A 26,099-nucleotide genomic window follows, 5' to 3' on the forward strand; every position below is an offset into this window, starting at 1 on the left:
CCGGCAAGGCCGGCTCCCACAGGTTCTCGGAAAACAGAGGTCATTGTGGGAGCCGGCCTTGCCGGCGATAGGGCCGACACAAATCCCCCGCCAAGTACGCTAAACTCGCGCCACTGCTGTCTGGAGTGACCTATGCGCGATGCACTGAACCAAGGCCTGATCGACTTTCTCAAGGCTTCCCCCACGCCGTTCCACGCCACCGCTGCCCTGGCCCAACGCCTGGAAGCCGCCGGTTACCAGCGCTTGGACGAGCGCGACAGCTGGGCCACCGTGGCCGGCGGCCGCTATTACCTGACCCGCAACGACTCCTCGATCATCGCCTTCAAGCTCGGCCGCCATTCGCCGCTGCTCGACGGCATCCGCCTGGTCGGCGCGCATACCGACAGCCCGTGCCTGCGGGTCAAGCCGCAACCGGAGCTGCAGCGCCAGGGCTTCTGGCAGCTGGGCGTTGAAGTCTACGGCGGTGCCCTGCTCGCCCCCTGGTTCGACCGCGACCTGTCGCTGGCCGGACGGGTGACCTTCCGTCGTGACGGCAAGGTCGAAAGCCAGCTGGTCGACTTCAAGCTGCCGATCGCGGTCATCCCTAACCTGGCGATCCATCTCAATCGCACCGCCAACGAAGGCTGGATGATCAACCCGCAGACCGAACTGCCACCGATCCTGGCCCAGGTCGCCGGTGACGAACGTGTCGATTTCCGTGCCCTGCTCACCGACCAGCTGGCGCGCGAGCATGACCTCAACGCCGATGTGGTGCTGGACTACGAACTGAGCTTCTACGATACCCAAAGCGCCGCGCTGATCGGCCTTAACGGTGAGTTCATCGCCGGTGCGCGCCTGGACAATCTGCTGTCCTGCTATGCCGGCCTGCAGGCCTTGCTCAGTGCAGACAGCGAAGAAACCTGCGTACTGGTGTGCAACGACCACGAAGAAGTTGGCTCGTGCTCGGCCTGCGGCGCCGATGGCCCGATGCTCGAACAGACCCTGCGCCGCCTGATGCCCGAGGGTGACGACTTCGTCCGCGTGATCCAGCGCTCGCTGCTGGTCTCGGCGGACAACGCCCATGGCGTGCACCCCAACTATGCCGACAAGCATGACGGCAACCATGGTCCCAAGCTCAATGCCGGTCCGGTGATCAAGGTCAACAACAACCAGCGCTACGCCACCAACAGCGAGACGGCCGGGTTCTTCCGCCATCTGTGCATGGCCGAGGAAGTGCCGGTGCAAAGCTTCGTGGTGCGCAGCGACATGGGTTGCGGCTCGACCATCGGCCCGATCACCGCCAGCCACCTGGGTGTGCGTACCGTGGACATCGGCCTGCCGACCTTCGCCATGCACTCGATTCGCGAGCTGTGCGGCAGCCACGACCTGGCGCACCTGGTCAAGGTGCTGACGGCGTTCTATCGCAGTCGCGATCTGCCGTAACTGCGCGGCGCCTGCATCGCTGGCAAGGCCAGCTCCCACAGGATCGCTGACAGGCTCGTAGCCTGTAGCAACAGATCACTTTGTGGGAGCCGGCCTTGCCGGCGATGAGGCCAGGATAAGCAGACAGCCTGACCTCGATCACACCCCCTTCCAGCGATACCCGCTATCCTTGCAGCATAAATCCGAACCCAAGGACCTTGCCGCATGTCAGCTTTCCAATCCCTGTTCCTCCCGGTCATTGCCGGCCTGCTCTTGTTGACGATTGGCTTCAGCATGCGCGAACGCAACATCGGTGTGTTCATGATGTGGATCGGCACCCTCGGCATGATCGGCATCATGTGCTGGAAGATCCTCGAGAAACTCAACTGACAAATACACTACACTCGGGCGATTGATCGTTTTGAGGTTGATTGTCCGGTGCCCGCTTTTTTCCGCGTTCTAGCTGTATTCCTGGCGTTATTCTTCCTGGCCCCGGCCCACGCTGCCGGCCTGCCGGGCCTGCTTGGCGGTAGCAAAGCCCAGCCCGAGGCCAGCGAGCCGCTGGCCCAGTCCCTGGACGAAGTCATCAAAAACCTGGAAAACGATCAGCAACGCAGCAAGCTGCTGGCCGATCTGAAGAAGCTGCGCGACAGCACCAAGCAGGCGCAACCGGCTGCCGAGCAAGGCGTACTGGGCCTGATCGGCAGCACGTTCGCCGAGCTGGAAAAGCAGTTCAGTGGTGATGCCAGCCCGCTCACGCGCTGGACCCGCGAGCTGGAACTGGCCCAGATCGAATTCAACGCTCGCCTGGTTCCACTCCAGGAATGGCCCCCCATCTTGTTTGGCTTCGCCACCATCATTGCGCTCTGGAGCCTGCTGGCCTATGCCCTGAACTGGGTCAGCCATCGGCTGCGCCTGCGCTTCGGCCTGACAGAAGAATTGCCGCAGCACCCACGCACCTGGGACCTGGTGCGCTTTGCCTTGCGCAAGCTCGGCCCGTGGCTGGTAGCGCTGCTGATTACCGTGTACCTGAGCTTCGCCCTGCCCTCGTCACTGGGCAAATCGATGGCCATGGTGCTGGCGTATGCCCTGGTGGTGGGTACCTGTTTCTCGGCGATCTGCGTCATCGCCTTTTCGCTGCTTGACGGCCCGCACCGCCATCGCGCCCTGCACATCCTTCGCCACCAGGCCTTTCGCCCGCTGTGGCTGATCGGCAGCTTCGCCGCCTTTGGCGAGGCGATGAACGATCCGCGCATGGCCGGCTCCCTCGGCGATCACCTGGCGCACACGCTGGCAACCCTGGCCAACATTCTGGCGGCACTGTCCACCGCGCTGTTCATCCTGCGTTTTCGCCGCCCCATCGCTCATCTGATCCGCAACCAGCCGCTGTCTCGGCGCCTGACCCGCCGGGCGCTTAGCGATACCATCGAAATCCTCGGGACCTTCTGGTATTTGCCAGCGCTGGTGCTGGTGGGCATCTCGCTATTTGCCACGTTCATCTCCGCTGGTGATACCAGCACCGCCCTGCGTCAGTCGTTGATGTGCACGGTGCTGCTGATTCTGTGCATGGTCATCAATGGTCTGGTGCGTCGCCATGGGCTTAAACCGCAACGGGCCAACCGCCGTCAGGCGGTGTATAACGAACGCCTGCGCAACTTTGGCTACACCTTGGTGCACATGGCGATCTGGCTGGTGTTTATCGAGCTGGGCTTGCGGGTCTGGGGCTTTTCCCTGATTGGCTTCACCGAAGGCGAAGGCCATGAGGTAGCGATGCGCCTGCTCGGTCTGGCCGGCACCCTGATCGCTGCCTGGCTGGTGTGGATTCTCGCCGACACCGCCGTGCACCATGCCTTGACCCGCTCGCGCAAAGGTCTGGCCAACACCCGCGCGCAAACCATGATGCCGCTGATCCGCAACGTGCTGTTCGTGGCGATTTTCATCATTGCGGTGATCGTCGCCCTGGCCAACATGGGCATGAACGTCACGCCGTTGCTGGCCGGTGCCGGGGTGATCGGCCTGGCCATCGGCTTCGGTGCCCAGTCACTGGTCGCCGACCTGATCACCGGCCTGTTCATCATCATCGAAGACTCGCTGGCGATTGACGACTATGTCGATGTCGGCGGCCACCTCGGCACGGTCGAAGGCCTGACCATCCGCACCGTGCGCCTGCGCGATATCGACGGCATCGTCCACACCATCCCGTTCAGTGAAATCAAGAGCATCAAGAACTACTCCCGCGAGTTCGGCTACGCGATCTTCCGCGTGGCGATTCCGCACAGCATGAACATCGACCAGGCCATCAGCCTGATTCGCGATGTCGGCCAGAAGATGCGCAACGACCCGTTGATGCGCCGCAACATCTGGTCACCGCTGGAGCTGCAGGGGGTGGAGAGTTTCGAATCGGGTTCGGCGATCCTGCGCGCACGCTTCAAGACCGCACCGATCAAGCAATGGGAAGTGTCGCGGGCCTTCAACCTGGCGCTCAAGCGTCAGCTCGATGAGGCCGGGCTGGACCTGGCGACGCCGCGCCTGAGCGTGCAGGTGATCACCACCGACGCCAGCACGCCGTTCAGCGAAACCAGCCCCAAGACCTAACCGGCCTCGGCCTTGATACGTATCGCATCGTGGCGCCAGTACTCCAGGTCACAGTCGATCAGCCTGCCCTGCTGGTCGCTGTTGACCCGGGTGATGTGCAGGCCGGGGCTGCCAGCCGACACCTTGAGCGCCGTGGCGGCTGCTACCGGCAAGGCCGTCGGCAGAATCTCGAAACGCACCCTGCCGTATTCGATGCCGTAATGACGGGCATAGAGCTCGGTCAGCGACTGGCTTAGGTCATGTTCGAGAATACCCGGGAAGTACTCGGGGTTCAGGTAGTGCTCGGCGTACAGCACCGCACGGCCATCGATCCGGCGTAAACGACAGATCTGGATAACGCTCGACAACGGCTTCAGTTGCAACCGCGCGCACACTGTCGCCGCAGCTGGCAACAAGCGCGCCGACAGCAGCTCGGTGCGCGCTTCACGCCCCTGCTCGCGAACCATGGCGTGAAAGTGGCTGCGCTGGATCAAATCGTAGGTTAGTCGCTGCGACGCGACAAACCAGCCACGCCGTTCCTCGCGGTAAATCAGCCCGCGTGCCTCCAGTTGCACCAGCGCCTCGCGCAGGGTGATGCGCGTGGTGTCGAACACTTCGCTGAGCTTGCGTTCGGCCGGCAGCTTGCAGCCGGGCGAGAGAAGGCCATGCTCGATCTGCTCCTGCAGGGCATGACAGATAGCTGTTACTGCACGCGGCGGCAGTGGCTGCATCGAAGGTTACCTATCTGGACTAGTCCAGCACCGGCAGCGCACACAATTGGCGCCTTCAGGGCTATGAGAATAGTGCAAGCCTAGGCAAACCAGATGAATCTCAGATGACAGCCAAGGTGGTCTACGCTTGATTTTCAGGGGTGCAAGCCCTGACCGGGTGCGGCGCTGGACATCAAATTGTCATGCAACAGGCCTACCTTGGCTCGGGTATTGCTGACCTAGACCAACCGAATCGCAACAACGTCCAACAACACTCGCGTTTTGCACGGCACCCACCAAGGAGCTTCGGATGAAACAGCTTTTTCTGGCATCACTGCTAGGCTCGACCATCGCCCTGTGCACGTCGGCCATGGCCGCCGACACCGACCTCAAGGCCCTCGAAGACGCCGCCCGCAAGGAAGGCGCAGTCAACAGCGTGGGCATGCCCGATGCCTGGGCCAACTGGAAAGGCACCTGGGAAGACCTGGCGAAAAAATACGGTCTCAAGCACATGGACACCGACATGAGCTCGGCCCAGGAAGTGGCCAAGTTCGATGCCGAAAAAGACAACGCCAGCGCCGACATCGGTGACGTCGGTGCCGCCTTCGGCCCGATTGCCGTGGCCAAGGGCGTGACCCAGCCGTACAAACCCAGCACCTGGGAGCAGGTGCCAGCATGGGCCAAGGATAAAGACGGGCACTGGGCACTGGCCTATACCGGCAGTATCGCCTTCATCATCAACAAGCAAGTGGTGAAGGGAGCTGACATGCCCAAAAAATGGGCAGACCTGAAAAATGGCAAGTACAAGGTGGCCATCGGTGACGTCAGCACCGCAGCCCAGGCGGCCAACGGCGTGCTGGCTGCCGCCATCGCCAATGGCGGCAGCGAGAAGAACATCGAGCCGGGTCTGGAGCTGTTCGCTGACCTCGCCAAGCAAAAACGCCTGTCGCTGGCCAACCCGACGATCCAGACCCTGGAAAAGGGTGAAATCGAAGTCGGTGTGGTCTGGGACTTCAACGGCCTGAGCTATCGCCAGCAGATCGACCCGAATCGTTTCGAAGTGTTGATCCCGTCTGACGGTTCGGTGATCTCCGGCTATACCACCATCATCAACAAGTACGCCAAGAACCCCAACGCCGCCAAGCTGACCCGCGAGTACATCTTCAGTGATGCCGGGCAGATCAACCTGGCTGAAGGTCACGCCCGGCCGATCCGCGCCGAGCACCTGACATTGCCGGCGGAGGTTCAGGCCAAACTGCTGCCCAATGAGCAATACAAAGCCGTGCAGCCAATCAAGGATGCCGCTGCCTGGGAAGCGACCTCGAAGAAGCTGCCACAGATGTGGCAGGAGCAAGTGATCATCGAGATGGAATGAGGCTCTTTTCAGGGGTGACCGCAATTCCGGGTTGCCCCAATCGCTGGCAAGGCCAGCTCCCACCCGGTCTCTGTGGGAGCTGGCCTTGCCAGCGATGAGGTCACCACTAATTCCGGAGTAACCATGAAGCACAACGTCATCCTGGTCCTGCTCGACGGTCTCAACCATCAGGTCGCGCACCACGCCATGGGCCACCTGCACGCCTACGTCGAGGCCGACCGCGCCGCCCTGTATCGTCTGGAATGCGAACTGCCAGCGCTGTCGCGTCCCCTGTACGAGTGCATCCTCACCGGCGTAGCGCCCATCGACAGCGGTATCGTGCACAACAACGTCACCCGCCTGTCCAACCAGCGCAGCATCTTCCACTACGCCCGCGAAGCCGGTCTGGGCACTGCGGCGGCGGCCTATCACTGGGTCAGCGAGCTGTACAACCGCTCACCTTTCGACCCGCTGCGCGACCGTCACACCCATGCGCCCAAGCTACCGATCCAGCATGGCCTGTTCTACTACGCCGACCATTACCCGGATTCACACCTGTTCGCCGATGCCGAATACCTGCGCCGCCGTCATGCACCGAACTTCCTCCTGGTGCATCCGATGAACATCGACGACGCCGGCCACCGCCATGGCCTGGACAGCAGCCAGTACCGCAACAGCGCGCGCAGCGCCGACATACTCCTGGCCGACTACCTGCAAACCTGGCTGCAAGAGGGTTACCAAGTGCTGGTCACCGCCGACCATGGCATGAACAACGACCGCTCGCACAACGGCCTGCTGGCCGAGGAGCGCGAGGTGCCGCTGTTCGTGTTTGGCGACGCCTTCAGCCTCGACCCCGCCGCCAAACCGCTGCAAACCGAACTGTGCGGGACGATCTGCGAACTGCTGGGCGTGCCCCACGACAAGCCGGTGTGCCGGGAGCTGCTCAAGTGAATTCGATCAAACGCAGCAAGTGGCTGGCGTCACTGTTCCTGCTGCCTTTTGCGCTGTTTTTCATCATTTTCCAGATCGCCCCACTGGCCTGGGTGGCGATCCATAGCCTGCAAGCCGAAAGCGGCTGGGGCCTGGCCAATTTCAGCAAAGTGTTCGAATCGCGGTTCTACCGCCAGGCGATCCAGCACAGCCTGGAGATCAGCTTCTGGTCGAGTGTGTTCGGCATTCTCATCGCCGTGCTCGGCAGCTACTCGCTACGCAAGGTCGACTCGCGCCTGCGCGATTTCGTCAACGCCTTCGCCAACATGACCAGCAACTTCGCCGGCGTGCCGCTGGCCTTTGCCTTCATCATCCTCCTCGGTTTCAACGGCGCGCTGACCATGCTGCTGAAACAGGCCGGGATCATCGAGGACTTCAACCTCTATTCGAAAACCGGCCTGATCATCCTTTACACCTACTTCCAGATTCCCCTGGGCGTACTGCTGCTCTACCCGGCCTTCGATGCCTTGCGTGAAGACTGGCGCGAATCGGCTGAACTGCTCGGCGCCAACGCCTGGCAGTACTGGCTGCATATCGGCCTGCCGGTGATGACACCGGCACTGTTGGGCACCTTCGTGATTCTGCTGGCCAATGCCCTCGGTGCCTACGCCACGGTCTATGCCCTGACCACCGGCAACTTCAACGTCCTACCGATACGTATCGCGGCGCTGGTGGCCGGCGATATTTCCCTGGACCCGAACCTGGCCAGCGCCCTGGCAGTGATCCTGGTCGGGCTGATGACCCTGGTGACCGTCATCCATCAATGGCTGTTGAAGAGGAGCTACCATGTCGCGCGCTGAACCGGGCACGAGCCGCCTCTACCATCGCCTGATGGTGTATTTGCTGTTCATCATCCTGTTGCTACCGCTGGCGGGCACCCTCCTCTACTCCCTGGCCACCAGCTGGTCGGCGAGCCTGTTACCCAGCGGCCTGACCTTCAAGTGGTACCTGGCACTGTGGAGCGATCCGCGCTTTCTGGCTGCCTTCGGCCAGTCGCTGCTGGTCTGCGTCGGAGCGCTGCTGCTGTCGGTGCTGCTGATCCTGCCGTTGCTGTTCGTGGTCCACTACCACTTCCCGCGCCTCGATGCGCTGATGAACATCCTCATCCTGCTGCCCTTCGCCGTACCGCCGGTGGTGTCTTCGGTCGGCCTGCTGCAGCTGTACGGCTCCGGGCCAATGGCCATGGTCGGCACGCCGTGGATCCTGATCGGCTGCTATTTCACCGTGGCCTTGCCGTTCATGTACCGGGCGATCACCAATAACCTGCAGGCAATCAACCTGCGCGACCTGATGGACGCCGCCCAACTGCTCGGCGCCAGCACTTTCCAGGCGGCGTTCCTGGTGGTACTGCCGAACCTGCGCAAGGGCCTGCTGGTGGCCTTGCTGCTGTCGTTCTCGTTCCTGTTTGGCGAGTTCGTCTTCGCCAACCTGCTGGTCGGCACCCGCTACGAGACCCTGCAGGTGTACCTGAACAACATGCGCAACAGCAGTGGTCACTTCAACAGTGCGCTGGTGATTTCCTATTTCCTCTTCGTGCTGGTGCTGACCTGGGCAGCCAACCGCCTGAACAAGGACAAGTCCTGATATGAGTTTTGTCAGCGTACAGAATCTGCAAAAAAGCTATGGCGCAAGCCCGGTGTTCACCGACATCAACTGCCAGATCCAGCGTGGCGAGTTCGTCACCTTGCTCGGCCCCTCCGGCTGCGGCAAATCCACCCTGCTGCGCTGCATTGCCGGGCTGACGGCGGTCGACAGCGGCAAGATCCTCCTCGACGGCAACGACCTGGTGCCCCTGAGCCCGCAAAAACGCGGAATCGGCATGGTGTTCCAGAGCTACGCCTTGTTTCCCAACATGACCGTGGAGCAGAACGTCGCCTTCGGCCTGCGCATGCAGAAGGTCAATGCCGACGACAGCCGCAGCCGCGTGCGCGAAGTATTGCAACTAGTGGAGCTGCAGGATTTCGCCAGCCGTTATCCGCACCAGCTGTCCGGCGGCCAGTGCCAGCGTGTGGCGCTGGCCCGTTCACTGGTCACCCGCCCGCGCCTGCTGCTGCTCGATGAACCGCTGTCGGCGCTGGATGCGCGGATTCGCAAGCACCTGCGCGAACAGATCCGTCAGATCCAGCGAGAACTGGGGCTGACCACTATTTTCGTCACCCATGACCAGGAAGAGGCGCTGACGATGTCAGACCGGATTTTCCTGATGAACCAGGGCCGCATCGTCCAGAGCGGCGATGCCGAAACCCTCTATACCGCGCCGGTGGACGTGTTTGCCGCAGGCTTTATCGGCAACTACAACCTGCTCGACGCCGACAGTGCCAGCCGCCTGCTGCAGCGCCCGGTGAACAGCCGTCTGGCGATCCGTCCGGAAGCCATCGCCCTGAGCCTTAGCGGTGAGCTGGAAGGCCAGGTACGCAGCCACAGCCTGCTGGGCAACGTGATCCGCTACCGCGTCGAAGCCCGCGGGGTAGAATTGTTGGTCGATGTACTCAACCGCTCGTCCGCCGACCTGCACCCGGACGGCCAGCGGGTATCCTTGTCGATCGATCCCACCGCCCTCTGCGAAGTCGCCTGAGGGTTGCACAGGAGTATTTCTGAACATGGCACTAGCGATTTTCGATCTGGATGAAACCCTGATCCATGGCGACTGCGCCTCGTTGTGGAGCGAGCAGATGGCCCGCCTTGGCTGGGTCGATGGCGAATCCTTCCTGCGGCGCGACAAGGAACTGATGGACGCCTACGGCCGCGGGCACCTGGCCATGGAGGATTACATGGCCTTCAGTCTGGAGCCGTTGATCGGGCGTACGCCAGAAGAAGTCGATCACCTGGTGGGGCCGTGGGTGGAAGATTTCATCGAGCCGATCATCTTCAGCGAGGCAACCCGTACCATTGCCGCCCATCGCAAGGCCGGTGACCGGATCCTGGTGATCTCCGCCTCCGGCACCCACCTGGTCGCGCCGATTGCCGAACGCCTGGGCATTGATGAGATTCTCGGCATCGAGCTGGAGGTGGTGAACGGTGTTTACACCGGCAAGACCGTCGGCACCCTGACCTACCGCGAGGGCAAGATCACCCGCTTGCTGGAATGGCTGGATCAGGAAGAAGAGAACCTGGAAGGCGCGAGTTTCTATTCCGACTCGCGTAATGACCTGCCGCTGTTGCTGAAGGTGGATTACCCGCATGTGGTCAATCCGGACCCGGTGTTGCGTGAGCAGGCCGAGAAGGCTGGCTGGCCGATTCATACCTGGAGCTGATTGCGGCTGCTTTGCAGCCATCGCCGGCAAGGCCGGCTCCCACAATGTGAACTGTACCCCTGTGGGAGCCGGCCTTGCCGGCGATTGGGGCTACACCAAGCTCTCGTCGATCACCAGCACCAGCTTGCCCGACACCTGGTTGCTGGCAAGCTCGGCAAACGCTGCCTCGGCATCCTTGATCGCAAAGGCCTTGGCCAGTTGCGGCTTGAGCCGGCCCTCAGTGAACAACGGCCACACCTGCTGCCCCAGATCGCTGAGCAGATCAGCCTTGAACTGATCATCGCGGGTACGCAGGGTCGAACCCAGCACCTGTACACGCTTGAGCAACAGCTGCGCCAGGTCCAGCTCGGCCTTGCGCCCGCCCATCAGGCCGATGATCACCCAGCGTCCGTCACGGGCCAGCAGCTTGAGGTTGAGCTCGGCATAGTTGGCGCCGACCGGATCGAGGATCACATCGAACGGACCGAAATCATTCAGGCCGTTGAGGTCTTCGCCGCGCACCACGCCGCCAGTGGCGCCGAGACTTTCGCAGTAGGCCAGGCGCTCAGCCGAGCCGACACTGACCCAGCACGGGCTGCCAAAGGCCTTGCACAGCTGGATAGCGGCCGAGCCAACGCCACTGGCACCAGCATGCAGCAAAACTTTCTCGCCCGGCTTGAGCCCGGCCAGCTGGAACACGTTAAGCCAGGCCGTCGCGTACACCTCGGGAATCGCCGCAGCCTCCTGCAGGCTCAGGCCTTCCGGCACTGGCAGCACATGACGGGCATCAACCACGACCTCTTCGGCCATGCCGCCACCAGACAGCAGCGCACACACCCGGTCACCGACCTGCCAGGAGGAGCCAGCACCCACTTCGCTGATCACCCCGGAGCACTCCAGGCCCAGAAACTCGCTGGCTCCCGGCGGCGGCGGATAGAGCCCGGCTCGCTGCAGTAGATCGGCACGATTGAGGCCGGCAGCAGCCACGCGAATTCGTACTTGACCGATATCGCAAGCTGGACTTGTCGTCGCAACCCACTCCACATGTCCGTCAACGCCTTGCAATGCCTTCACAGTGCCTCCATAGTTGTGTCATGACTGAGCCCGGGTGCTGTAGCCCCGGGCTTTTTGCATTATGCGTCCGGTTTTTATGGAACCGGCGAATTCAAAGACGGCCTAATATGCGTGATCAATTGTCCCTACGTCGAATCAGCATGAAGCATTTTTTGCCAAGCACCACCCTTGCACTGTTGATCGGTCTGGGCAGTCTGCCGTTGGCGGGCAATGCATGGGCCGCCAACAGCTGGGATAAACTCCAGCCCGATCGCGATGAAGTGGTCGCCAGCCTCAACGTGGTCGAGCTGCTCAAGCGCCACCACTACAGCAAGCCGCCGCTCAACGATGCGCGCTCGGTGATCATCTACGACAGCTACATCAAGCTGCTCGATCCGGCCCGCAGCTATTTCCTGGCCAGTGACGTCGCCGAGTTCGACAAGTGGAAGACCCAGTTCGACGATTTCCTCAAAAGTGGCAATCTCGATCCCGGCTTCACCATCTACAAGCGTTATCTGGACCGGGTCAAATCGCGTCTGGACTTCGCCCTGGCCGAGCTGAACAAGGGCGTCGACAACTTCGACTTCACCACCAAAGAGACCCTGCTGGTCGACCGTAAGGACGCGCCCTGGATCAAGACCCAGGCCGAACTCGACGACCTCTGGCGCAAACGTGTCAAAGATGAAGTCCTGCGCCTGAAAATCGCCGGCAAAGAGCCCAAGGCGATCCAGGAGCTGCTGACCAAACGCTACAAGAACCAGCTCACGCGTCTGGACCAGACCCGCGCCGAAGACATCTTCCAGACCTATATCAACACCTTTGCCCAGTCTTACGACCCACATACCAACTACCTGTCGCCGGACAACGCGGAAAACTTCGATATCAACATGAGCCTGTCGCTCGAAGGTATCGGTGCCGTGCTGCAAAGCGACAACGATCAGGTCAAGATCGTCCGCCTGGTCCCGGCCGGCCCTGCCGCCAAGACCAAGCAAGTGGCCCCGGCCGACAAGATCATCGGCGTCGCCCAGGGCGACAAGGAAATGGTCGACGTGATCGGCTGGCGCCTGGACGAAGTGGTCAAGCTGATCCGCGGGCCGAAAGGTTCGGTGGTGCGCCTGGAAGTGATCCCGGCGAGCAACGCCCCGAATGACCAGACCAGCAAGATCGTGCCGATCACCCGCGAAGCGGTGAAGCTTGAAGAGCAGGCGGCGAAAAAATCGGTGCTCAAGCTCAAGCAGGATGGCCGCGACTACAAGCTCGGCATCATCGAGATCCCGGCCTTCTACCTGGACTTCAAGGCCTTCCGTGCCGGCGATCCGGAGTACAAGAGCACCACCCGTGACGTGAAGAAGCTGCTCACCGAACTGCAGAAGGAAAAAGTCGACGGCGTGGTCATCGACCTGCGCAACAACGGCGGCGGTTCCCTGCAGGAAGCCACCGAGCTGACCAGCCTGTTCATCGACAAGGGCCCGACCGTACTGGTGCGTAACGCTGATGGCCGTGTCGACGTACTCGAAGACGAAAACCCCGGCGCCTTCTACAAAGGCCCGCTGGCCCTGGTGGTCAACCGTCTGTCGGCCTCGGCTTCGGAGATTTTCGCCGGCGCCATGCAGGACTATCACCGCGCACTGATCCTCGGCGGCCAGACCTTCGGCAAAGGCACCGTGCAGACCATCCAGCCGCTCAACCATGGCGAACTGAAGCTGACCCTGGCCAAGTTCTACCGGGTTTCCGGGCAGAGCACCCAGCATCAGGGCGTGCTGCCGGATATCGACTACCCGTCGATCATCGACACCAAGGAAATTGGCGAAAGCGCCCTGCCCGAAGCCATGCCGTGGGACACCATCCGCCCGGCGATCAGGCCTGCGGTTGACCCGTTCAAACCGTTCCTGGCCCAGCTCAAGGCCCGCCACGATGCCCGCACCGCCAAGGATCCGGAGTTCGTCTACATTCGCGACCGCCTGGCGCTGACCCAGAAGCTGATGAACGAGAAAACCGTCAGCCTCAACGAAGTCGAGCGTCGTGCCCAGCATGCCGATATCGAAAGCAAGCAGCTGGCCCTGGAAAACACCCGACGCAAGGCCAAGGGCGAAGAACCGCTCAAGGAACTGAAGAAGGAAGACGAAGACGCCCTGCCGGTCGAGCCGGACGATACCAAACCGGAAGACGACGCCTACCTGTCGGAGTCCGGGCGGATCCTGCTCGACTACCTGGGCCTGAATTCGGCAGTGGCAAAGAACAACCCGTAAAAAGGTGATGGCAAAATAATGTGACCGTGCCTCCATTGCGTCATTAAACAGTCACGATTCTGTCGTGAAATAAGGGACTGAGCGCCGCTGGCCTCAGTCCCTTTTTTTCAAGGTAGTGCCGCCATGACCGTGACCGAACAGCTCAGTGCGTTGAGCACCATTCTTGCTCAAAGCGCCCTGCACAGCCTGTTCCAGCCCATAGTCTGCCTGTCTGAGCGGCGCATCCTCGGTTACGAAGCGTTGAGCCGCGGCCCCTCCAACAGCCCGCTGCACTCGCCGATCAACCTGTTCGCCGTGGCCCGCCAGGCCGGGCGCCTGACCGAGCTGGAAGTGGCCTGCCGCGAAAGCGCCTGCCGACGCTTCAGCCAGCAGAACCTTGAAGGCAAGTTGTTTCTCAACGTCTCGCCCGAGTCGTTGCTCGAGCCGCAGTATCAGTCCGGGCGCACCCTGAAGATGCTCCATGACCTCGGCGTACCGCCCAGCCGCGTGGTAATCGAGCTGACCGAGCAGACCCCCACCGACGATTTCCAGCTGTTGTTCAATGCCCTGCACCATTACCGCGACATGGGCTTTTCGATTGCCCTGGATGACCTCGGTGCCGGGTATTCGAGCCTGCGCTTGTGGTCGGAACTGCGCCCTGATTACGTAAAGATCGACCGGCATTTCATCGACGGTATTCATCTCGACGCGGTCAAACGTGAATTTGTCGGCTCCATTTTGCAAATCGCCCGGGCCTCGCGAGCCCAGGTGATCGCCGAAGGCATCGAGCTTGCCGAAGAGCTCAAGGTGCTGACCGAAATGGGCGTCGATCTGGTCCAGGGTTATCTGCTCGGCCGTCCTCAGGAACAACCGTCACGGGACGTCCAGCAGATGCTGGGCAGCCCCAACCGGGATATCCAGGTGCTCAGCGAAGACGGCGGCAATCTCGCCGCCCTGCTCAACGAGCAACCTGCGGTGAACCAGGACACACCAACGGCGCAGGTGCTGGAGCTGTTCCGCCGCCAGGCCAACCTCAACTCCCTGGCGGTGCTCAACGAACGCCGCCAACCCTGCGGTATCGTTCACCGCCACTCGCTCTCCGATGCCCTGCTCAAGCCGTTTGCCACCGACCTGTTCGCCCGCAAGCCGATCAGTCGGCTGATGAGTGACGACTTCCTCGCGGTAGAGCTGACGCAGTCATTGCAACAGGTCAGTCGCCTGCTCACCAGCCGCGCCCGCCAGCGCATCGAAGAAGATTTCATCATTATCCACAACGGCCGCTACCTGGGCCTGGGCCGGGTGATCGACGTGCTCAAGCTGATTACCGAACAGAAAATCCAGCAAGCCCGTTACGCCAACCCCCTGACCTTGCTGCCCGGCAACGTGCCGATCCAGCAGTGCCTGACGCGCCTGCTGCAACAGCAACGTGAGGCGGCGATCTGTTATGTGGATATCGACAGTTTCAAGCCGTTCAACGACATCTACGGCTATGCCCGCGGCGATGAGGTGCTGCTGTGCCTGGCCCAGTGCCTGAACGAGCGGGTCGACCCCAATCATGACTTCGTCGGCCACATCGGCGGCGACGATTTCATGCTGGTGCTGGGTTCAGTTGACTGGGAGCGCAGGTTGCAGTTGCTGCTGGAAGACTTTCAGCGCCAGTGCCGGCGCTTCTATCGGCCTGAGCATATGCAGGCCGGGTGCTTCATTGCCGCCAACCGTCAGGGTCAGCGCCAGGAGTACGCCCTGCTGTCGCTCTCGATCGGCGTGGTGCATCTACGCCCGCAAGCCTGCGCCGACCTCGATGCCGGGCAGCTGGCGGAGCTGGCGTCACAGGCCAAGCATCAGGCCAAAGACCTGAGCGGGTACAGCCTGTACCTGATCGATACAGCGCCGGCGGTTCAGGCTTCTTCTTTTTCCGGGTAGCTGTACTCGAACACCCGCACCACTTCCGAGGCATGCCAGGAGGCGGCGGCCATACCGTCCGATGGCCCGGAAAAACGTCCCAGGCGCTCCACACACTCAAAGAAGCCGGTACGCGGCAACCGGCTGGCACCCTGGCTGATGACCAACGAACTGCGCAGCGGCTGTTCAGCACGGGCATCCAGTGCCGCCAGATGCTCCAGGGCAGCGGTCAGGGTCTGCATGGCCGGGCTTGGCAGTTGCAGGCGTTCGAGCAAGGCGCGGTAGGTCAACAGGTGGCGTTGGCGACGGGCCAGGTCAAGCTCGCCAAGCAGACCTTCCCAGTGCTGACGGCTGATCCGTACGCTGCTCACGACGGCTCGCTCCATCCGGCCACCCCCAGCTCCCAGGCCAGGCTGCGGCGAATCGCGGCATCCGGCTGGCGCTCACCACTCTCGATCAGGGCCAGGTACACCGGACTGATGCCGACGCTACGCGCCAGTTGTTCCGCTGCCAGTCCCTTGCCCTCACGCAAACGCGCCAACTCGCTGAAACTCGGCAAGCTGGCGCTTTGTGGAGGGGTGACCTGTGTGTTCTCGACGGCTGCCGACTCAAGCTGACCGGCGGCCTTCAGTAGTGCCTGGTACTGCTCCCAGGGTACAACCGCATACTCGGGTTGACCGTCCCGGCTGATGACCTGAATACCCATTACAACCCCCTTGTAGGATTACGATATGTAATCGGTAGGCATAATCCTTATGCCAATTATATTACCAGCCAGCAAGGGTGTGCAGGGTCCTGATGTAATTAGCCTTTTGGCTGCTCCAGGCGCAGGGCTTCCGGCGTATCCGGCAGACGTTCGACCACCCGTAGTTTTTCCGGTGCCTGGCGATGGCGCCAGGCGCTGAAAGCGGCCAGTTCATCAGACACCGCTTTGAGCACCCAGGCCAGCACGGCGATGTCATCGAGCATGCCGACACCCAGCAACCAGTCCGGAATGGCATCCACAGGGCTGACAAAATACAGCAGGCCGGCCACCACGGTCACCAGCGCCTTGGGGCTGATGGTCCGGTACTCGCCACGCCACCAGGCCAGGCACAGGGCCTGCATCAGGCCTACATCTTCACGCAGCTTGCTCAGCCGTGGCCCTTTACGCGCCACGGCAAAAATCAGCGCCGGTAAACGACCGCGGCTGAGCAAGCGCTCGGCCAGCGGCAGAAAACGGGCGAAGGTCCAGGGTGCTTTCATACAGCCTCCAGGGCATGACCGAGGGAAAGGTTATCCACATTTATTGTGGATAACCTTGTGAACAGAGCCACTTTTAGCGCTCAGGGTGCCCGTCCGGCAAGGGCCGGGCTTAAATCGGGCGTTTTTTACACACCTGTTTCAATCGCGCAAACGTTTTGCCCATCCTGCACCTTTTCTGCGTCAGGTCCAGCTTTTCAGACCGTCCCTGGCCGATGAGGTTCGGGGGGATTGCAGAAACGACAACGCCCCGTCGAGACGGGGCGTTGGCTGTACCGCGAGTGGATTACTCGGCGGCGTCGGCTTCAGGCTTGGCCTGATCCTTGATACCCAGCAGTTCCAGTTCGAAAACCAGGACCGAGTTGGCCGGGATCATCGGGCTCGGGCTCTGCGCGCCGTAAGCCAGGTCGGACGGGATGTACAGCTTGTACTTCTCGCCAACGTGCATCAGTTGCAGGCCTTCGACCCAACCCGGGATCACGCCGCTGACCGGCAGGTCGATCGGGCTGCCACGCTCAACCGAGCTGTCGAAGACCTTGCCATCGATCAGCTTGCCTTCGTAGTGAACGGTAACCACGTCAGTCGGCTTTGGCTGAGCGCCGTCGGCCTTCTTGACCACTTCGTACTGCAGACCGGAAGCGGTGGTGACGATACCGGCTTTCTTGCCGTTTTCTTCAAGGAACTTCTTGCCGGCGGCAGCCGACTCTTCGCTCATCTTGGCCAGACGCTCTTCAGCGCGCTTTTGCAGGGCAGCAAAGGCTTCGACCAGTTCTTCGTCCTTGATTTTCTGCTCTTTCTTGCCGACAGCATCTTCGATGCCTTGAGCAACTGCTTTTGAATCAAGGTCGTCCATGCCTTCCTGAGCCAGGCTCTTGCCCATGTTCAGGCCAATACCGTAGGAGGCTTTCTGTGCCGGAGTCTTGAGCTCGACGCTGGTCTGCGAATCGCAACCCGCCAGGACCAGACCAACCAGGGCAACCGCAGCCGCCAACCGATGCTGTTTCATGCTATTTCCTTGTTCATGCGCCAATAGGGCAATCGAGTAAAGCCGCGAGCTTATCAGGCGGCCACGACCAATGGCTACCGGCATGAGAGCAAGAAAAGCCGGATAAGTTCAGCCAAGTAAAAGCTTCTTCATACAAAGCTGCAGCCAGTGGCCAGTATTGACGGGACTACGTACTTGAGCAACTTCGCCACAGTGCTTTTGTAGCTGTTTGTAAGATTGCCGGGATTTCAGGGGTAGCTGCCGTCGCGGTACTGCCCCGCCACTTCTCGCAGCACCTCGCACAGCCAGCGCGCCGGCAGGCTCATCGGCAAGGCGGCATTGCTACAGATGCCGACCGAGCCGCCCGGCTCCTGTACACCCAGGTCCAGCTCGCACAATTCGCCGCGCCCCAGGTCGATCCGCACCGCATCGCGCGGTGCCACCCAGACCGCGTCGCTGCTTTGCACATAGCGGCGGCTCAAGGCTGGCGAAAGGGTCTCCAGGCGCTGCAGCGGTTGCTCGATGGCGCACTGCACGAACAGGCTGTCGGCATGCTTGCGGATGGTCGTACCGGCCAGCGGCAGCACCAGCGGATAGCGACCGAGCTGGCTGCGCTCGATAGGCTGACGGGCGAGCAATGGATGCCCGGGACGCACCACCAGCGACATCGATTCGCTGTACAGATGCTCGAACAACAACCCCTGGATCTGCGGGCTTTCGGTCATGCGCCCGATCACCAGATCCAGCTCGCCGACATGCAGTTGCGCCAGCAGGTGCGCACTCGGCCCGGTGGCCACGCTGACCACCAGGGCCTCATGACGTTGATGCAGGCGGCACAGCACCTCCGGCATCAGCAGGCTTTCGACCGTGGACAGCACACCGATACGCACCTGCGGCGGCGCATGTTCCTCACCGCGCAAGGTACTTACGCCTTCACGCAAGGCCTGCACGCTGGGCCCGGCGTAACGCATGAAACGCACCCCGGCCGGGGTCAGTTCGACACCCTGCTTGCTGCGTTCGAACAGGCGTGTCTGCAGCAGCTCTTCAAGCTCCTTGAGGGTCTTGGAGATGGCCGGCTGACTGATCGCCATGGCATCGGCGGCCTTGGCGAAACTGCCCTGACGGGCAATTTCGAGAAAGCACAGCAGGTGACGGAATTTGATGCGGGTGTCGAGGTTCATCCGGCGAGTTTATCGGGGCCTTGCAATCGCCGGCAATGCCGGCTCCCACAGTGTCTGCATCACACTGAACTTTGTGGGAGCCGGCCTTGCCGGCGATGAGGCCCTCAAGCCAGACCAATCTCAACCTGCTCTCCCCTGATCCGCACCGGCCATACCTGCAAGGCTTGCTGTGAATCCTCCAGGCAACGCCCATCACTCAGTCTGAAATGCTGCTTGTACAACGGCGCTGCCACCACCAATTCACCCTTGAGATGCCCCACCAACCCGCGTCCGATCACATTGGCGCCGGACCTGGGGTCCTGGTTGTCGACAGCAAACACCGGCGTGTCCTGCTCCGGCAGGTAGAACAACGCCACCTGCCGGCCTTCGAACCACACCACCACGCCCGATTGCGCAACCAGGTCCTGGCGGCTGCAGACCGCTTGCCAGTCTTGCGCTTGCAGGTTTACAGCGACATTGGACAGGCTCATCACAGCACCTCTTCAGTGGTCGGAATCAAATGCAGCTCAGCCGCGGCGATCGGCCGGCGCTGGCCACGCTCACGGACAAAATGCACACCTGGGTCAGGACGCTGGTCGTTGACGAAGGTACGAAAGCGCTTGAGCTTTTGCGGGTCTTTGAGGGCATTGGCCCATTCGCACTCGTAGCGATCGACCACCAGCTGCATCTGCGCCTCAAGCTCGGCGCCCAGGCCCAGGCTGTCGTCGATAATCACCTGCTTGAGGTAATCCAGCCCGCCCTCCAGGCTCTCGCGCCAGACCGAGGTGCGCTGCAATTTGTCGGCGGTACGGATGTAGAACATCAGCACCCGGTCGATGAGACGGATCAGCCCGGCGTCATCAAGGTCGGTGGCGAACAGTTCAGCATGGCGTGGACGCATACCGCCGTTGCCGCAGATGTACAGGTTCCAGCCCTTCTCGGTGGCGATCACGCCGATGTCCTTGCTCTGCGCCTCGGCGCATTCGCGGGTACAGCCGGATACCGCGAACTTGAGCTTGTGCGGCGAACGCAGGCCCTTGTAGCGATCTTCTATGGTCAGGGCCATCTGCACGCTGTCCTGCACGCCATAGCGACACCAGGTGCTGCCGACGCAGGATTTCACCGTACGCGTGGATTTGCCGTAGGCATGGCCGGTTTCGAAACCGGCTTCGATCAGCTCGCTCCAGATCGCCGGCAACTCGTGCAGCTGCGCGCCGAACAGGTCGATGCGCTGGCCACCGGTGATTTTGGTATAGAGGTCGTATTTCTTCGCTACCTGGCCGATGACGATGAGCTTTTCCGGGGTGATCTCGCCAGCGGGAATCCTCGGCACCACCGAGTAGGTACCGTTCTTCTGCATGTTGGCCATGAAGGTGTCGTTGGTGTCCTGCAACGGCACCAGCGAAGGGTCCATGATCGGCTGGTTCCAGCACGAGGCGAGGATCGAGCCGACCGTGGGTTTGCAGATATCGCAGCCGACGTGCCCGCGGCCATGCCTGGCGAGCATTTCCTCGAAGCTGAGGATGCCTTCGACCCGCACCAGGGCGTAGAGCTCCTGGCGGGTATAGGCAAAGTGCTCGCACAGGCTCTTGTCGACGCTGACGCCACGGGCGATCAGTTCATGCTCGAAAACCTGCTTGAGCAGCGCCGCACAACCGCCGCAACCGGTGCACGCCTTGGTCTGCTGCTTGAGCTGCCCGAGCTCGCCACAGCCGTTGTCGATGGCAGTGCAGATCGCGCCTTTGCTGACGTTGTGGCAGGAGCAGATGGTGGCGCTGTCCGGCAAAGCGTCGGCACCCAAGGTCGGTGCACCGGCGGTTTGCGGCAGGATCAATGCCGCCGGATCGACCGGCAGGGCGATGCCGTTCTGCACGTATTGCAGCAAGGTATCGTAGTAACTGTTGTCGCCCACCAACACCGCACCGAGTACGCGTTTGCCACTGGCATCGACCACCAGACGGCGATACGCCGAGCTGGCTTCGTCAATAAAGCGGTAGCTGCGCGCTCCGGAGGTTGCGCCGTGCGCATCGCCGATCGAGCCGACATCCACACCGAGCAGCTTGAGCTTGGTCGACATGTCGGCGCCGGTAAAACTGGCGGCGTTCTCACCCGCCAGCGCCGCCGCGACATTGCGCGCCATGCTGTAACCCGGTGCAACCAGGCCGAACACACTGCCGTTCCACGAAGCGCACTCGCCGATGGCATAGATGTGTGGATCGCTACTGCGACAGGCGCTGTCGATCACCACCCCGCCGCGCGCGGCAACCTCCAGACCGCTGCTGCGGCCCAGAGCATCCTGCGGACGAATCCCGGCGGAAAACACGATCAGGTCCGTTTCGAGAAACTCGCCGCCCTCGAAGTTCATCCGGTAGCGATAGTCTTCACCGGCCACCACCGACTGGGTCGCCCGCGACAGGTGCACGCCGACCCCGAGCGCTTCGATCTGCGCACGCAAGGCCGCGCCGCCTTCAGCGTCCAACTGCACCGGCATCAAGCGCGGGGCGAATTCCACTACGTGCGCTTCCAGGCCCAGCGACTTGAGGGCGTTGGCGGCTTCCAGCCCCAGCAAGCCACCACCGACCACCACGCCACGCCGGGCATCGGTTGCCGCAGCGCGGATGGCATCGAGATCATCGAGGGTGCGGTAAACCAGACGCGAAGCACCCTCGCAGCCCTCGATCGGCGGCACAAAGGGATAAGAGCCGGTGGCCAGGATCAGTTGGTCATAGGCGTAGCGCCCCGCCGAAGTCAGCACTTGCCGATGCTCGCGATCAATCTGAAGCACCGCTTCGCCCAGGTGCAGATTCACCCCATGCCCGGCATACAGACCCGCGGCGCCGAGGGCCAGGGTTTCAGCGCAGCTGCCGCTGAAATATTCGGACAGGTGCACGCGGTCGTAGGCACGCTGGCGTTCCTCACCGAACACCCGCAGCTCATAACGGCTCAGGGCGCCGCGTTCGATCAGTTGCTCGACGCAGTGATGCCCGACCATGCCGTTGCCGACGATGATCAGTTTTTCCCGCTGGGCGATGGTCGTTGCTGCATTCATACCCGATCCTCACTCAAGGCCATTCACGGTGGCTGTACTGCCGGGGCGAGCCCCGAAAAACAAAAAAAGGCGCCTGGAGCCGAAGCTCCAGGCGCCTTTGCCTGGTGGTTTTATGTAGTTCCGGGTGCAGATCGCCATTGACCCGCAGGAACGTTGTAACAGTGCAAAAGCAGGGACCGTGCCAACTGCCAAAGCCTTTGAAACCGGGCCTGTTCGCTAGCACAAGCGGCCGTTATCGACCCAGGCTGGTGCAACCCTCCCCCTTATGGGGCACTCAATACACATCGCGCAGATAACGTTTGCTGCGGCTCAATTCAGCAACGTAGGCGTCGGCCTGTTCGGTGCTCAAGGCGCCGTGCTCAGCCACCACCTGCTTGAGCGCGGCATCGACGTCACGGGCCATGCGCCCGGCGTCACCGCAGATATAGAAGTAGCCGCCCTCTTCCAGCCAGCGCCAGAGTTCGGCGCCGTGTTCGAGCATGCGCTGTTGCACATAGATTTTTTCCACCTGGTCACGTGAAAACGCTGTGTCCAGACGGGTCAGATGCCCCTCGCGCTGCCAGGCCAGGAGTTCGTCGCGGTAATAGAAATCACTGGCCGCCTTCTGTTCGCCGAACAGCAACCAGTTACGCCCCGTGGCGCCTTCGGCCTGACGCTCCTGCAGGAATGCCCGGAACGGCGCGACGCCGGTGCCGGGACCGACCATGATCACCGGCGCTGTGGCGTCCTTGGGCAGGCGAAAATGTGCGCTTGGCTGGGTGAAAATAGCCACTTTGCCCTGTGCCGCACGGTCAGCCAGATAAGTTGAGCAAACACCCTTGCGCTGACCATAACGGACCGTGGAAACGGTCAAATGAACCTGATCGGGGTGGAACCTGGCGCTGGAGCTGATCGAGTACAAGCGTGGCTGCAACGGTTTGAGCAGGCTCAGCCAGGTTTCCAGGTCGAGCGCCGGTTTGAAGGCATGCACCAGGTCAATCAGTTGTTTGCCCCACAACCACTCCTTGAGCGCTGCTTTGTTCTGCGCTTTGAGCAGGTCCTGCAGCTGCGCGTTGCCACTGTGCAGGGCAATGGCTTCCAGTATGGCCGGGGTGATCCGGGCGATTTCCAGGTGCTCGCCCAAGGCAGCGGCCAGCGGCATGTCGGCCTGGCCCTTGAGGCTGACCAACCGCCGGCCATCCAGACCGGTCGCCGCGAGCAGCTCGTCCACCAGCGCCGGACAGTTGCGCGGCCGCACGCCGAGGGCATCGCCGGCCTGATAGCTGAAGCCGCTGTCGGCCAGGTCGAAAACGATTTGCCGGGTTTCCTTGTTGGCGCCCGGGCTGTTGAGCAAGCGGTTTTCCAGCAACCTGGCGGGCAGCGGCTGTTGTTTGCTGAAGCCCGTGGCCGCAGGCTGGGACACAGGCTGGGACACAGGCAAGGCCAGCGTCTGCTGATCACGCCCGAACTTGGCCAGCAGCGCCTGCAACCACTGCCCTGCCGGTGCGGCAACGTCACCCTCGCAATCGACCCGATCCAGCAAGCGCCGACCACCGAGCTCGGCCAGGCGCTGGTCGAGCTTGCGGCCGAAACCACAGAACTGCTCATAGCTGGAATCGCCCAGGGCCAGCACGGCATAAGGCAGTCCGGCGCAACGTTGCGCATGTTCGCCCTGCAAGTCCTGCCAGAACGCCGCGCCGCTATCCGGTGCGTCGCCGTCGCCAAAGGTGCTGGCAATCAGCAGCAGGCTGGCGGGACTGTCCAGCTGCGCCAGCGCGACATCCTCCATGCAGCTTAACTGCACCGGCAGGCCAACCTCACGCAGCTGTTCGGCACACTGTTCGGCCAGGGCCTGACCGTTGCCGGTTTGCGAGGCCCAGAGTAACAGGTGCTGGTCCTGCATCGAGGCGATTGGTTGCTCGACTTGCACTGCGCTGATGCGTTCGCCAGCGACCCGGCTCAGGGCCACCGCGCAATACTTGAAGGCCGGTTGCAGCGACAGCGGATCGACGGCGTCGCTGGTGACTGCGTTGATGGCCAGGTTGTCGCCGTAGACATCATTCCAGTGAAACGGCGCAAAGCAGTTGCCAGGCAACACCCGTGTGCTGATGCGCGCGGGCAACACCGCCTGGCCGCGCCGCGAGCGCACTTGCACCTGGTCCTTTTCGGCAATGCCCAGGCGTTCGGCATCTTCGGGATGAATCTCGACAAAAGGGCCAGGATCGAGCTTGTTCAACGCCGCGACTTTGCCGGTCTTGGTCAAGGTGTGCCATTGATGCTGAACCCGCCCGGTGTTGAGCACCAGGGCGAACTCGTCATCCGGCAGCTCGGCGCTCGGCAGGCAGGGCCGGGCAAAGAAGCGGGCCTTGCCACTCGGGGTGGCGAAGGCAATGGCCGGCGCCTGGCCAGCGGCATCGCGATAGAGGCTCTGGCTGACCCCGTCATTGCGATAACGCAGCGGGCTGCGGCTGTCCTCACGCCCCGGCTGACACGGCCATTGTTGTGGTGCCTGGCGCAAACCGGCGTAGCTGATGCCGCGCACATCGTAGCCGGTGGCCGGATTCCAGGCCTGGCGGATCTCGTCGAACACCGCTTCGGCACTGGCGTAGCTGAACGCCTCGGCGTAACCCATGGCACAGGCAACACGGGCAATGATCTGCCAGTCGGGCAAGCTGTCGCCCGGCGGCTCGACAGCCTTGCTCATCAACGTCAGGTTGCGCTCGGAGTTGACCATCACCCCTTCGCCCTCGGCCCACAGCGCGGCGGGCAGGAGGATATCGGCATAGCGATTGGTCTCGGTGTCGAGAAAGGCATCCTGGGTGATCACCAACTCCGCCCGCTGCAAGCCGTCGATCACCTGTTGGCGATTGGCGACGCTGGCCACCGGGTTGCTGCAGATAATCCAGCAGGCCTTGATCTGCCCGGCTGCCAGTTGCTCGAACAGGGCTACGCTGCCGTCACTGCTTTCGCTGCGCAGCGTGCCAGCGGGCACCTGCCACAGCTCCTCGACGAAAGCGCGGTCACTCTCGACCAGGGCCGAACGCTGGCCGGGCAGGCCCGGGCCCATATAGCCCATCTCGCGCCCGCCCATGGCATTGGGCTGGCCGGTCAGGGAAAACGGCCCGCTGCCGGGCCGGCAAATCGCCCCGGTGGCCAGGTGCAGGTTGCACAGGGCGTTGGTCTGCCAGGTGCCATGGATGCTCTGGTTCAGGCCCATGGTCCAGCAGCTCATCCATTCCGGCGCCTGGCCGATCCATGCGGCGGCCTGGCGGATGTCGGCTTCGGCGAGCCCGGTGATAGCGGCGACCCGCTCGGGCGTGTAGTCCTCGAGAAAGTCCGGCAGGGCTTCCCAGCCTTCGGTGTAACGCTCGATGAAATCATGGTCACAGTGACCATTGTGCTTGAGCAGATAGAGCAGACCATTGAGCAACGCCAGGTCGGTGCCCGGTCTGATCTGCAGGAACAGGTCGGCTTTGTCGGCGGTGGCGCTGCGCCGCGGGTCGACGACGATCAGCCGGGCACCGGCCTTGAGCCGGTCGAGCAGGCGTAGAAAGAGGATCGGGTGACAGTCGGCCATGTTCGCGCCGATGACGAAGAACACCTCGGCACGATCAAAGTCCTGATAGCTGCCCGGAGGTCCGTCGGCCCCCAGCGACTGCTTGTAGCCGCTGCTGGCGCTGGCCATGCACAGGCGCGAGTTGGATTCGATGTGGCGGCTGCGGACGAAGCCTTTGGCCAGTTTGTTGCTCAGGTACTGGGCCTCCAGCGACATTTGCCCGGAGACGTAGAACGCCAGGGCATCGGGCCCATGCTCATCAATGACTGCGCGCAATCGCCGGGCCGTTTGTTCAATGGCTACATCAATGGGCGTCTGCACCGGATCGCGCTGATGCTGGTCACGCAGGTAAGCCTGCTGCATGCGCCCGGACTCGCGTAGCGGCTGATGTGCGGTCAGGCCTTTGGTGCATAAGCGGCCAAAATTGCTCGGGTGCTGTTTGTCCCCGCTGACCTTGGTCACCCGGTTGCCCTCAACCGTCATGACGATGCCACACCCCACACCACAATACGGGCAAACGCTGCGCACAGTGCTGCTGCTCATCTGCCAACCTCCTGCTTGCGCAAACAAAAAGGCGCCCTGTCGCCCCGGCTTGTGAAAACAAGCGGGAGCAACACGGCGCCTTTGTCGTGAACGGGGCAATCTGCGTTGATTGCCGGATATTCAAGCGTTAGCAAGGGTCG

General features: G+C 62.2%; 21 protein-coding genes. 11 read left to right on the top strand and 10 right to left on the bottom strand.

Translation table 11 applies throughout. The annotated features are described in order from the left end of the window. The first annotated feature begins 132 nt into the window (after positions 1-132). The 3 genes from AC07OF_RS12855 to AC07OF_RS12865 all read left to right on the top strand — a co-directional run bounded on the left by AC07OF_RS12855 (position 133) and on the right by AC07OF_RS12865 (position 3,996). Entirely contained in the window at positions 133-1,422 is a 1,290-nt protein-coding gene (locus AC07OF_RS12855) for a M18 family aminopeptidase (RefSeq protein WP_157191601.1), read from the top strand. A 204-nt stretch (positions 1,423-1,626) separates the two neighbouring features. Continuing rightward, complete coding sequence (locus tag AC07OF_RS12860) at positions 1,627-1,791, top strand: hypothetical protein (protein ID WP_191832886.1); 165 nt, start codon at positions 1,627-1,629, stop codon at positions 1,789-1,791. Positions 1,792-1,839: 48 nt separating this feature from the next. After that, positions 1,840-3,996: a mechanosensitive ion channel domain-containing protein gene (locus AC07OF_RS12865; protein ID WP_495072949.1), complete on the top strand. Its 2,157-nt coding sequence runs from the start codon at positions 1,840-1,842 to the stop codon at positions 3,994-3,996. Here AC07OF_RS12865 and phnR read toward each other — a convergent pair. After that, positions 3,993-4,706 (bottom strand): phosphonate utilization transcriptional regulator PhnR, encoded by a 714-nt coding sequence (gene phnR, locus AC07OF_RS12870; RefSeq protein WP_476445705.1) that lies wholly within the window; start codon positions 4,704-4,706, stop codon positions 3,993-3,995. The two genes, AC07OF_RS12865 and phnR, sit on opposite strands and share 4 nt — an antisense overlap. A 289-nt stretch (positions 4,707-4,995) precedes the next feature. On the opposite strand from phnR, the gene AC07OF_RS12875 reads away from it, so the two are divergent. From AC07OF_RS12875 to AC07OF_RS12900, 6 genes are all read left to right on the top strand, one after another. Further along, entirely contained in the window at positions 4,996-6,060 is a 1,065-nt protein-coding gene (locus AC07OF_RS12875) for an ABC transporter substrate-binding protein (RefSeq protein ID WP_495072950.1), read from the top strand. A gap of 123 nt (positions 6,061-6,183) precedes the next feature. Beyond that, the gene (locus AC07OF_RS12880; RefSeq protein ID WP_157191594.1) at positions 6,184-6,990 is read left to right on the top strand and encodes an alkaline phosphatase family protein; all 807 of its coding nucleotides are present in this window, start codon (positions 6,184-6,186) and stop codon (positions 6,988-6,990) included. Positions 6,991-6,995: 5 nt separating this feature from the next. Then, positions 6,996-7,829 carry an ABC transporter permease gene (locus tag AC07OF_RS12885; protein ID WP_198325426.1) on the top strand — a complete coding sequence of 278 codons (834 nt, stop codon included), beginning with the start codon at positions 6,996-6,998 and terminating at the stop codon, positions 7,827-7,829. Then, complete coding sequence (locus AC07OF_RS12890) at positions 7,816-8,613, top strand: ABC transporter permease (protein WP_038608219.1); 798 nt, start codon at positions 7,816-7,818, stop codon at positions 8,611-8,613. The genes AC07OF_RS12885 and AC07OF_RS12890 overlap by 14 nt, the downstream gene beginning before the upstream one ends. A 1-nt stretch (position 8,614) precedes the next feature. After that, entirely contained in the window at positions 8,615-9,604 is a 990-nt protein-coding gene (locus tag AC07OF_RS12895) for an ABC transporter ATP-binding protein (RefSeq protein ID WP_038608217.1), read from the top strand. A 25-nt stretch (positions 9,605-9,629) separates the two neighbouring features. Further along, positions 9,630-10,283, top strand: coding sequence for an HAD family hydrolase (locus AC07OF_RS12900; RefSeq protein ID WP_495072951.1), 654 nt, complete (start codon positions 9,630-9,632; stop codon positions 10,281-10,283). Positions 10,284-10,373: 90 nt separating this feature from the next. Here the strand turns inward: AC07OF_RS12900 and AC07OF_RS12905 are convergent, their stop codons facing one another. Next, on the bottom strand, positions 10,374-11,336 hold the full coding sequence (locus AC07OF_RS12905; RefSeq protein ID WP_157191584.1) for an NAD(P)H-quinone oxidoreductase: 963 nt from the start codon (positions 11,334-11,336) through the stop codon (positions 10,374-10,376). 140 nt (positions 11,337-11,476) lie between these two features. Between AC07OF_RS12905 and AC07OF_RS12910 the strand changes: the two genes are divergently transcribed. Together AC07OF_RS12910 and AC07OF_RS12915 are read left to right on the top strand one after the other, a co-directional pair. Continuing rightward, a complete protein-coding gene (locus AC07OF_RS12910) occupies positions 11,477-13,564 on the top strand; it encodes a carboxy terminal-processing peptidase (protein WP_198325403.1) in 2,088 nt (695 codons plus the stop codon). Positions 13,565-13,687: 123 nt separating this feature from the next. After that, positions 13,688-15,466 carry a bifunctional diguanylate cyclase/phosphodiesterase gene (locus AC07OF_RS12915; RefSeq protein ID WP_495072952.1) on the top strand — a complete coding sequence of 593 codons (1,779 nt, stop codon included), beginning with the start codon at positions 13,688-13,690 and terminating at the stop codon, positions 15,464-15,466. Here AC07OF_RS12915 and AC07OF_RS12920 read toward each other — a convergent pair. The 8 genes from AC07OF_RS12920 to AC07OF_RS12955 all read right to left on the bottom strand — a co-directional run bounded on the left by AC07OF_RS12920 (position 15,442) and on the right by AC07OF_RS12955 (position 25,959). Further along, a complete protein-coding gene (locus tag AC07OF_RS12920; RefSeq protein ID WP_133215943.1) occupies positions 15,442-15,816 on the bottom strand; it encodes a hypothetical protein in 375 nt (124 codons plus the stop codon). The two genes, AC07OF_RS12915 and AC07OF_RS12920, sit on opposite strands and share 25 nt — an antisense overlap. Beyond that, positions 15,813-16,151, bottom strand: a complete 339-nt coding sequence (locus tag AC07OF_RS12925; protein ID WP_157191578.1) for a helix-turn-helix domain-containing protein — start codon at positions 16,149-16,151, stop codon at positions 15,813-15,815. Before AC07OF_RS12925 ends, AC07OF_RS12920 begins: the two co-directional genes overlap by 4 nt. A 98-nt stretch (positions 16,152-16,249) precedes the next feature. Next, on the bottom strand, positions 16,250-16,690 hold the full coding sequence (locus tag AC07OF_RS12930) for a YkvA family protein (protein WP_157191576.1): 441 nt from the start codon (positions 16,688-16,690) through the stop codon (positions 16,250-16,252). Positions 16,691-16,973: 283 nt separating this feature from the next. Next, positions 16,974-17,693 carry a BamJ family beta-barrel-assembly machinery protein gene (gene bamJ, locus AC07OF_RS12935; protein WP_038608201.1) on the bottom strand — a complete coding sequence of 240 codons (720 nt, stop codon included), beginning with the start codon at positions 17,691-17,693 and terminating at the stop codon, positions 16,974-16,976. Positions 17,694-17,920: 227 nt separating this feature from the next. Continuing rightward, positions 17,921-18,853: a pca operon transcription factor PcaQ gene (gene pcaQ / locus AC07OF_RS12940; protein ID WP_038608199.1), complete on the bottom strand. Its 933-nt coding sequence runs from the start codon at positions 18,851-18,853 to the stop codon at positions 17,921-17,923. Between the two features lie 104 nt (positions 18,854-18,957). Beyond that, on the bottom strand, positions 18,958-19,323 hold the full coding sequence (nirD, locus tag AC07OF_RS12945) for a nitrite reductase small subunit NirD (RefSeq protein ID WP_495072953.1): 366 nt from the start codon (positions 19,321-19,323) through the stop codon (positions 18,958-18,960). Further along, positions 19,323-21,881, bottom strand: a complete 2,559-nt coding sequence (gene nirB, locus AC07OF_RS12950; RefSeq protein WP_157191572.1) for a nitrite reductase large subunit NirB — start codon at positions 21,879-21,881, stop codon at positions 19,323-19,325. The genes nirD and nirB overlap by 1 nt, the downstream gene beginning before the upstream one ends. Before the next feature lie 274 nt (positions 21,882-22,155). Next, positions 22,156-25,959: a bifunctional nitrate reductase/sulfite reductase flavoprotein subunit alpha gene (locus AC07OF_RS12955; RefSeq protein WP_495072954.1), complete on the bottom strand. Its 3,804-nt coding sequence runs from the start codon at positions 25,957-25,959 to the stop codon at positions 22,156-22,158. Positions 25,960-26,099: the final 140 nt, after the last annotated feature.

This window comes from Pseudomonas sp. GW821-FHT10B02 (assembly GCF_059415665.1).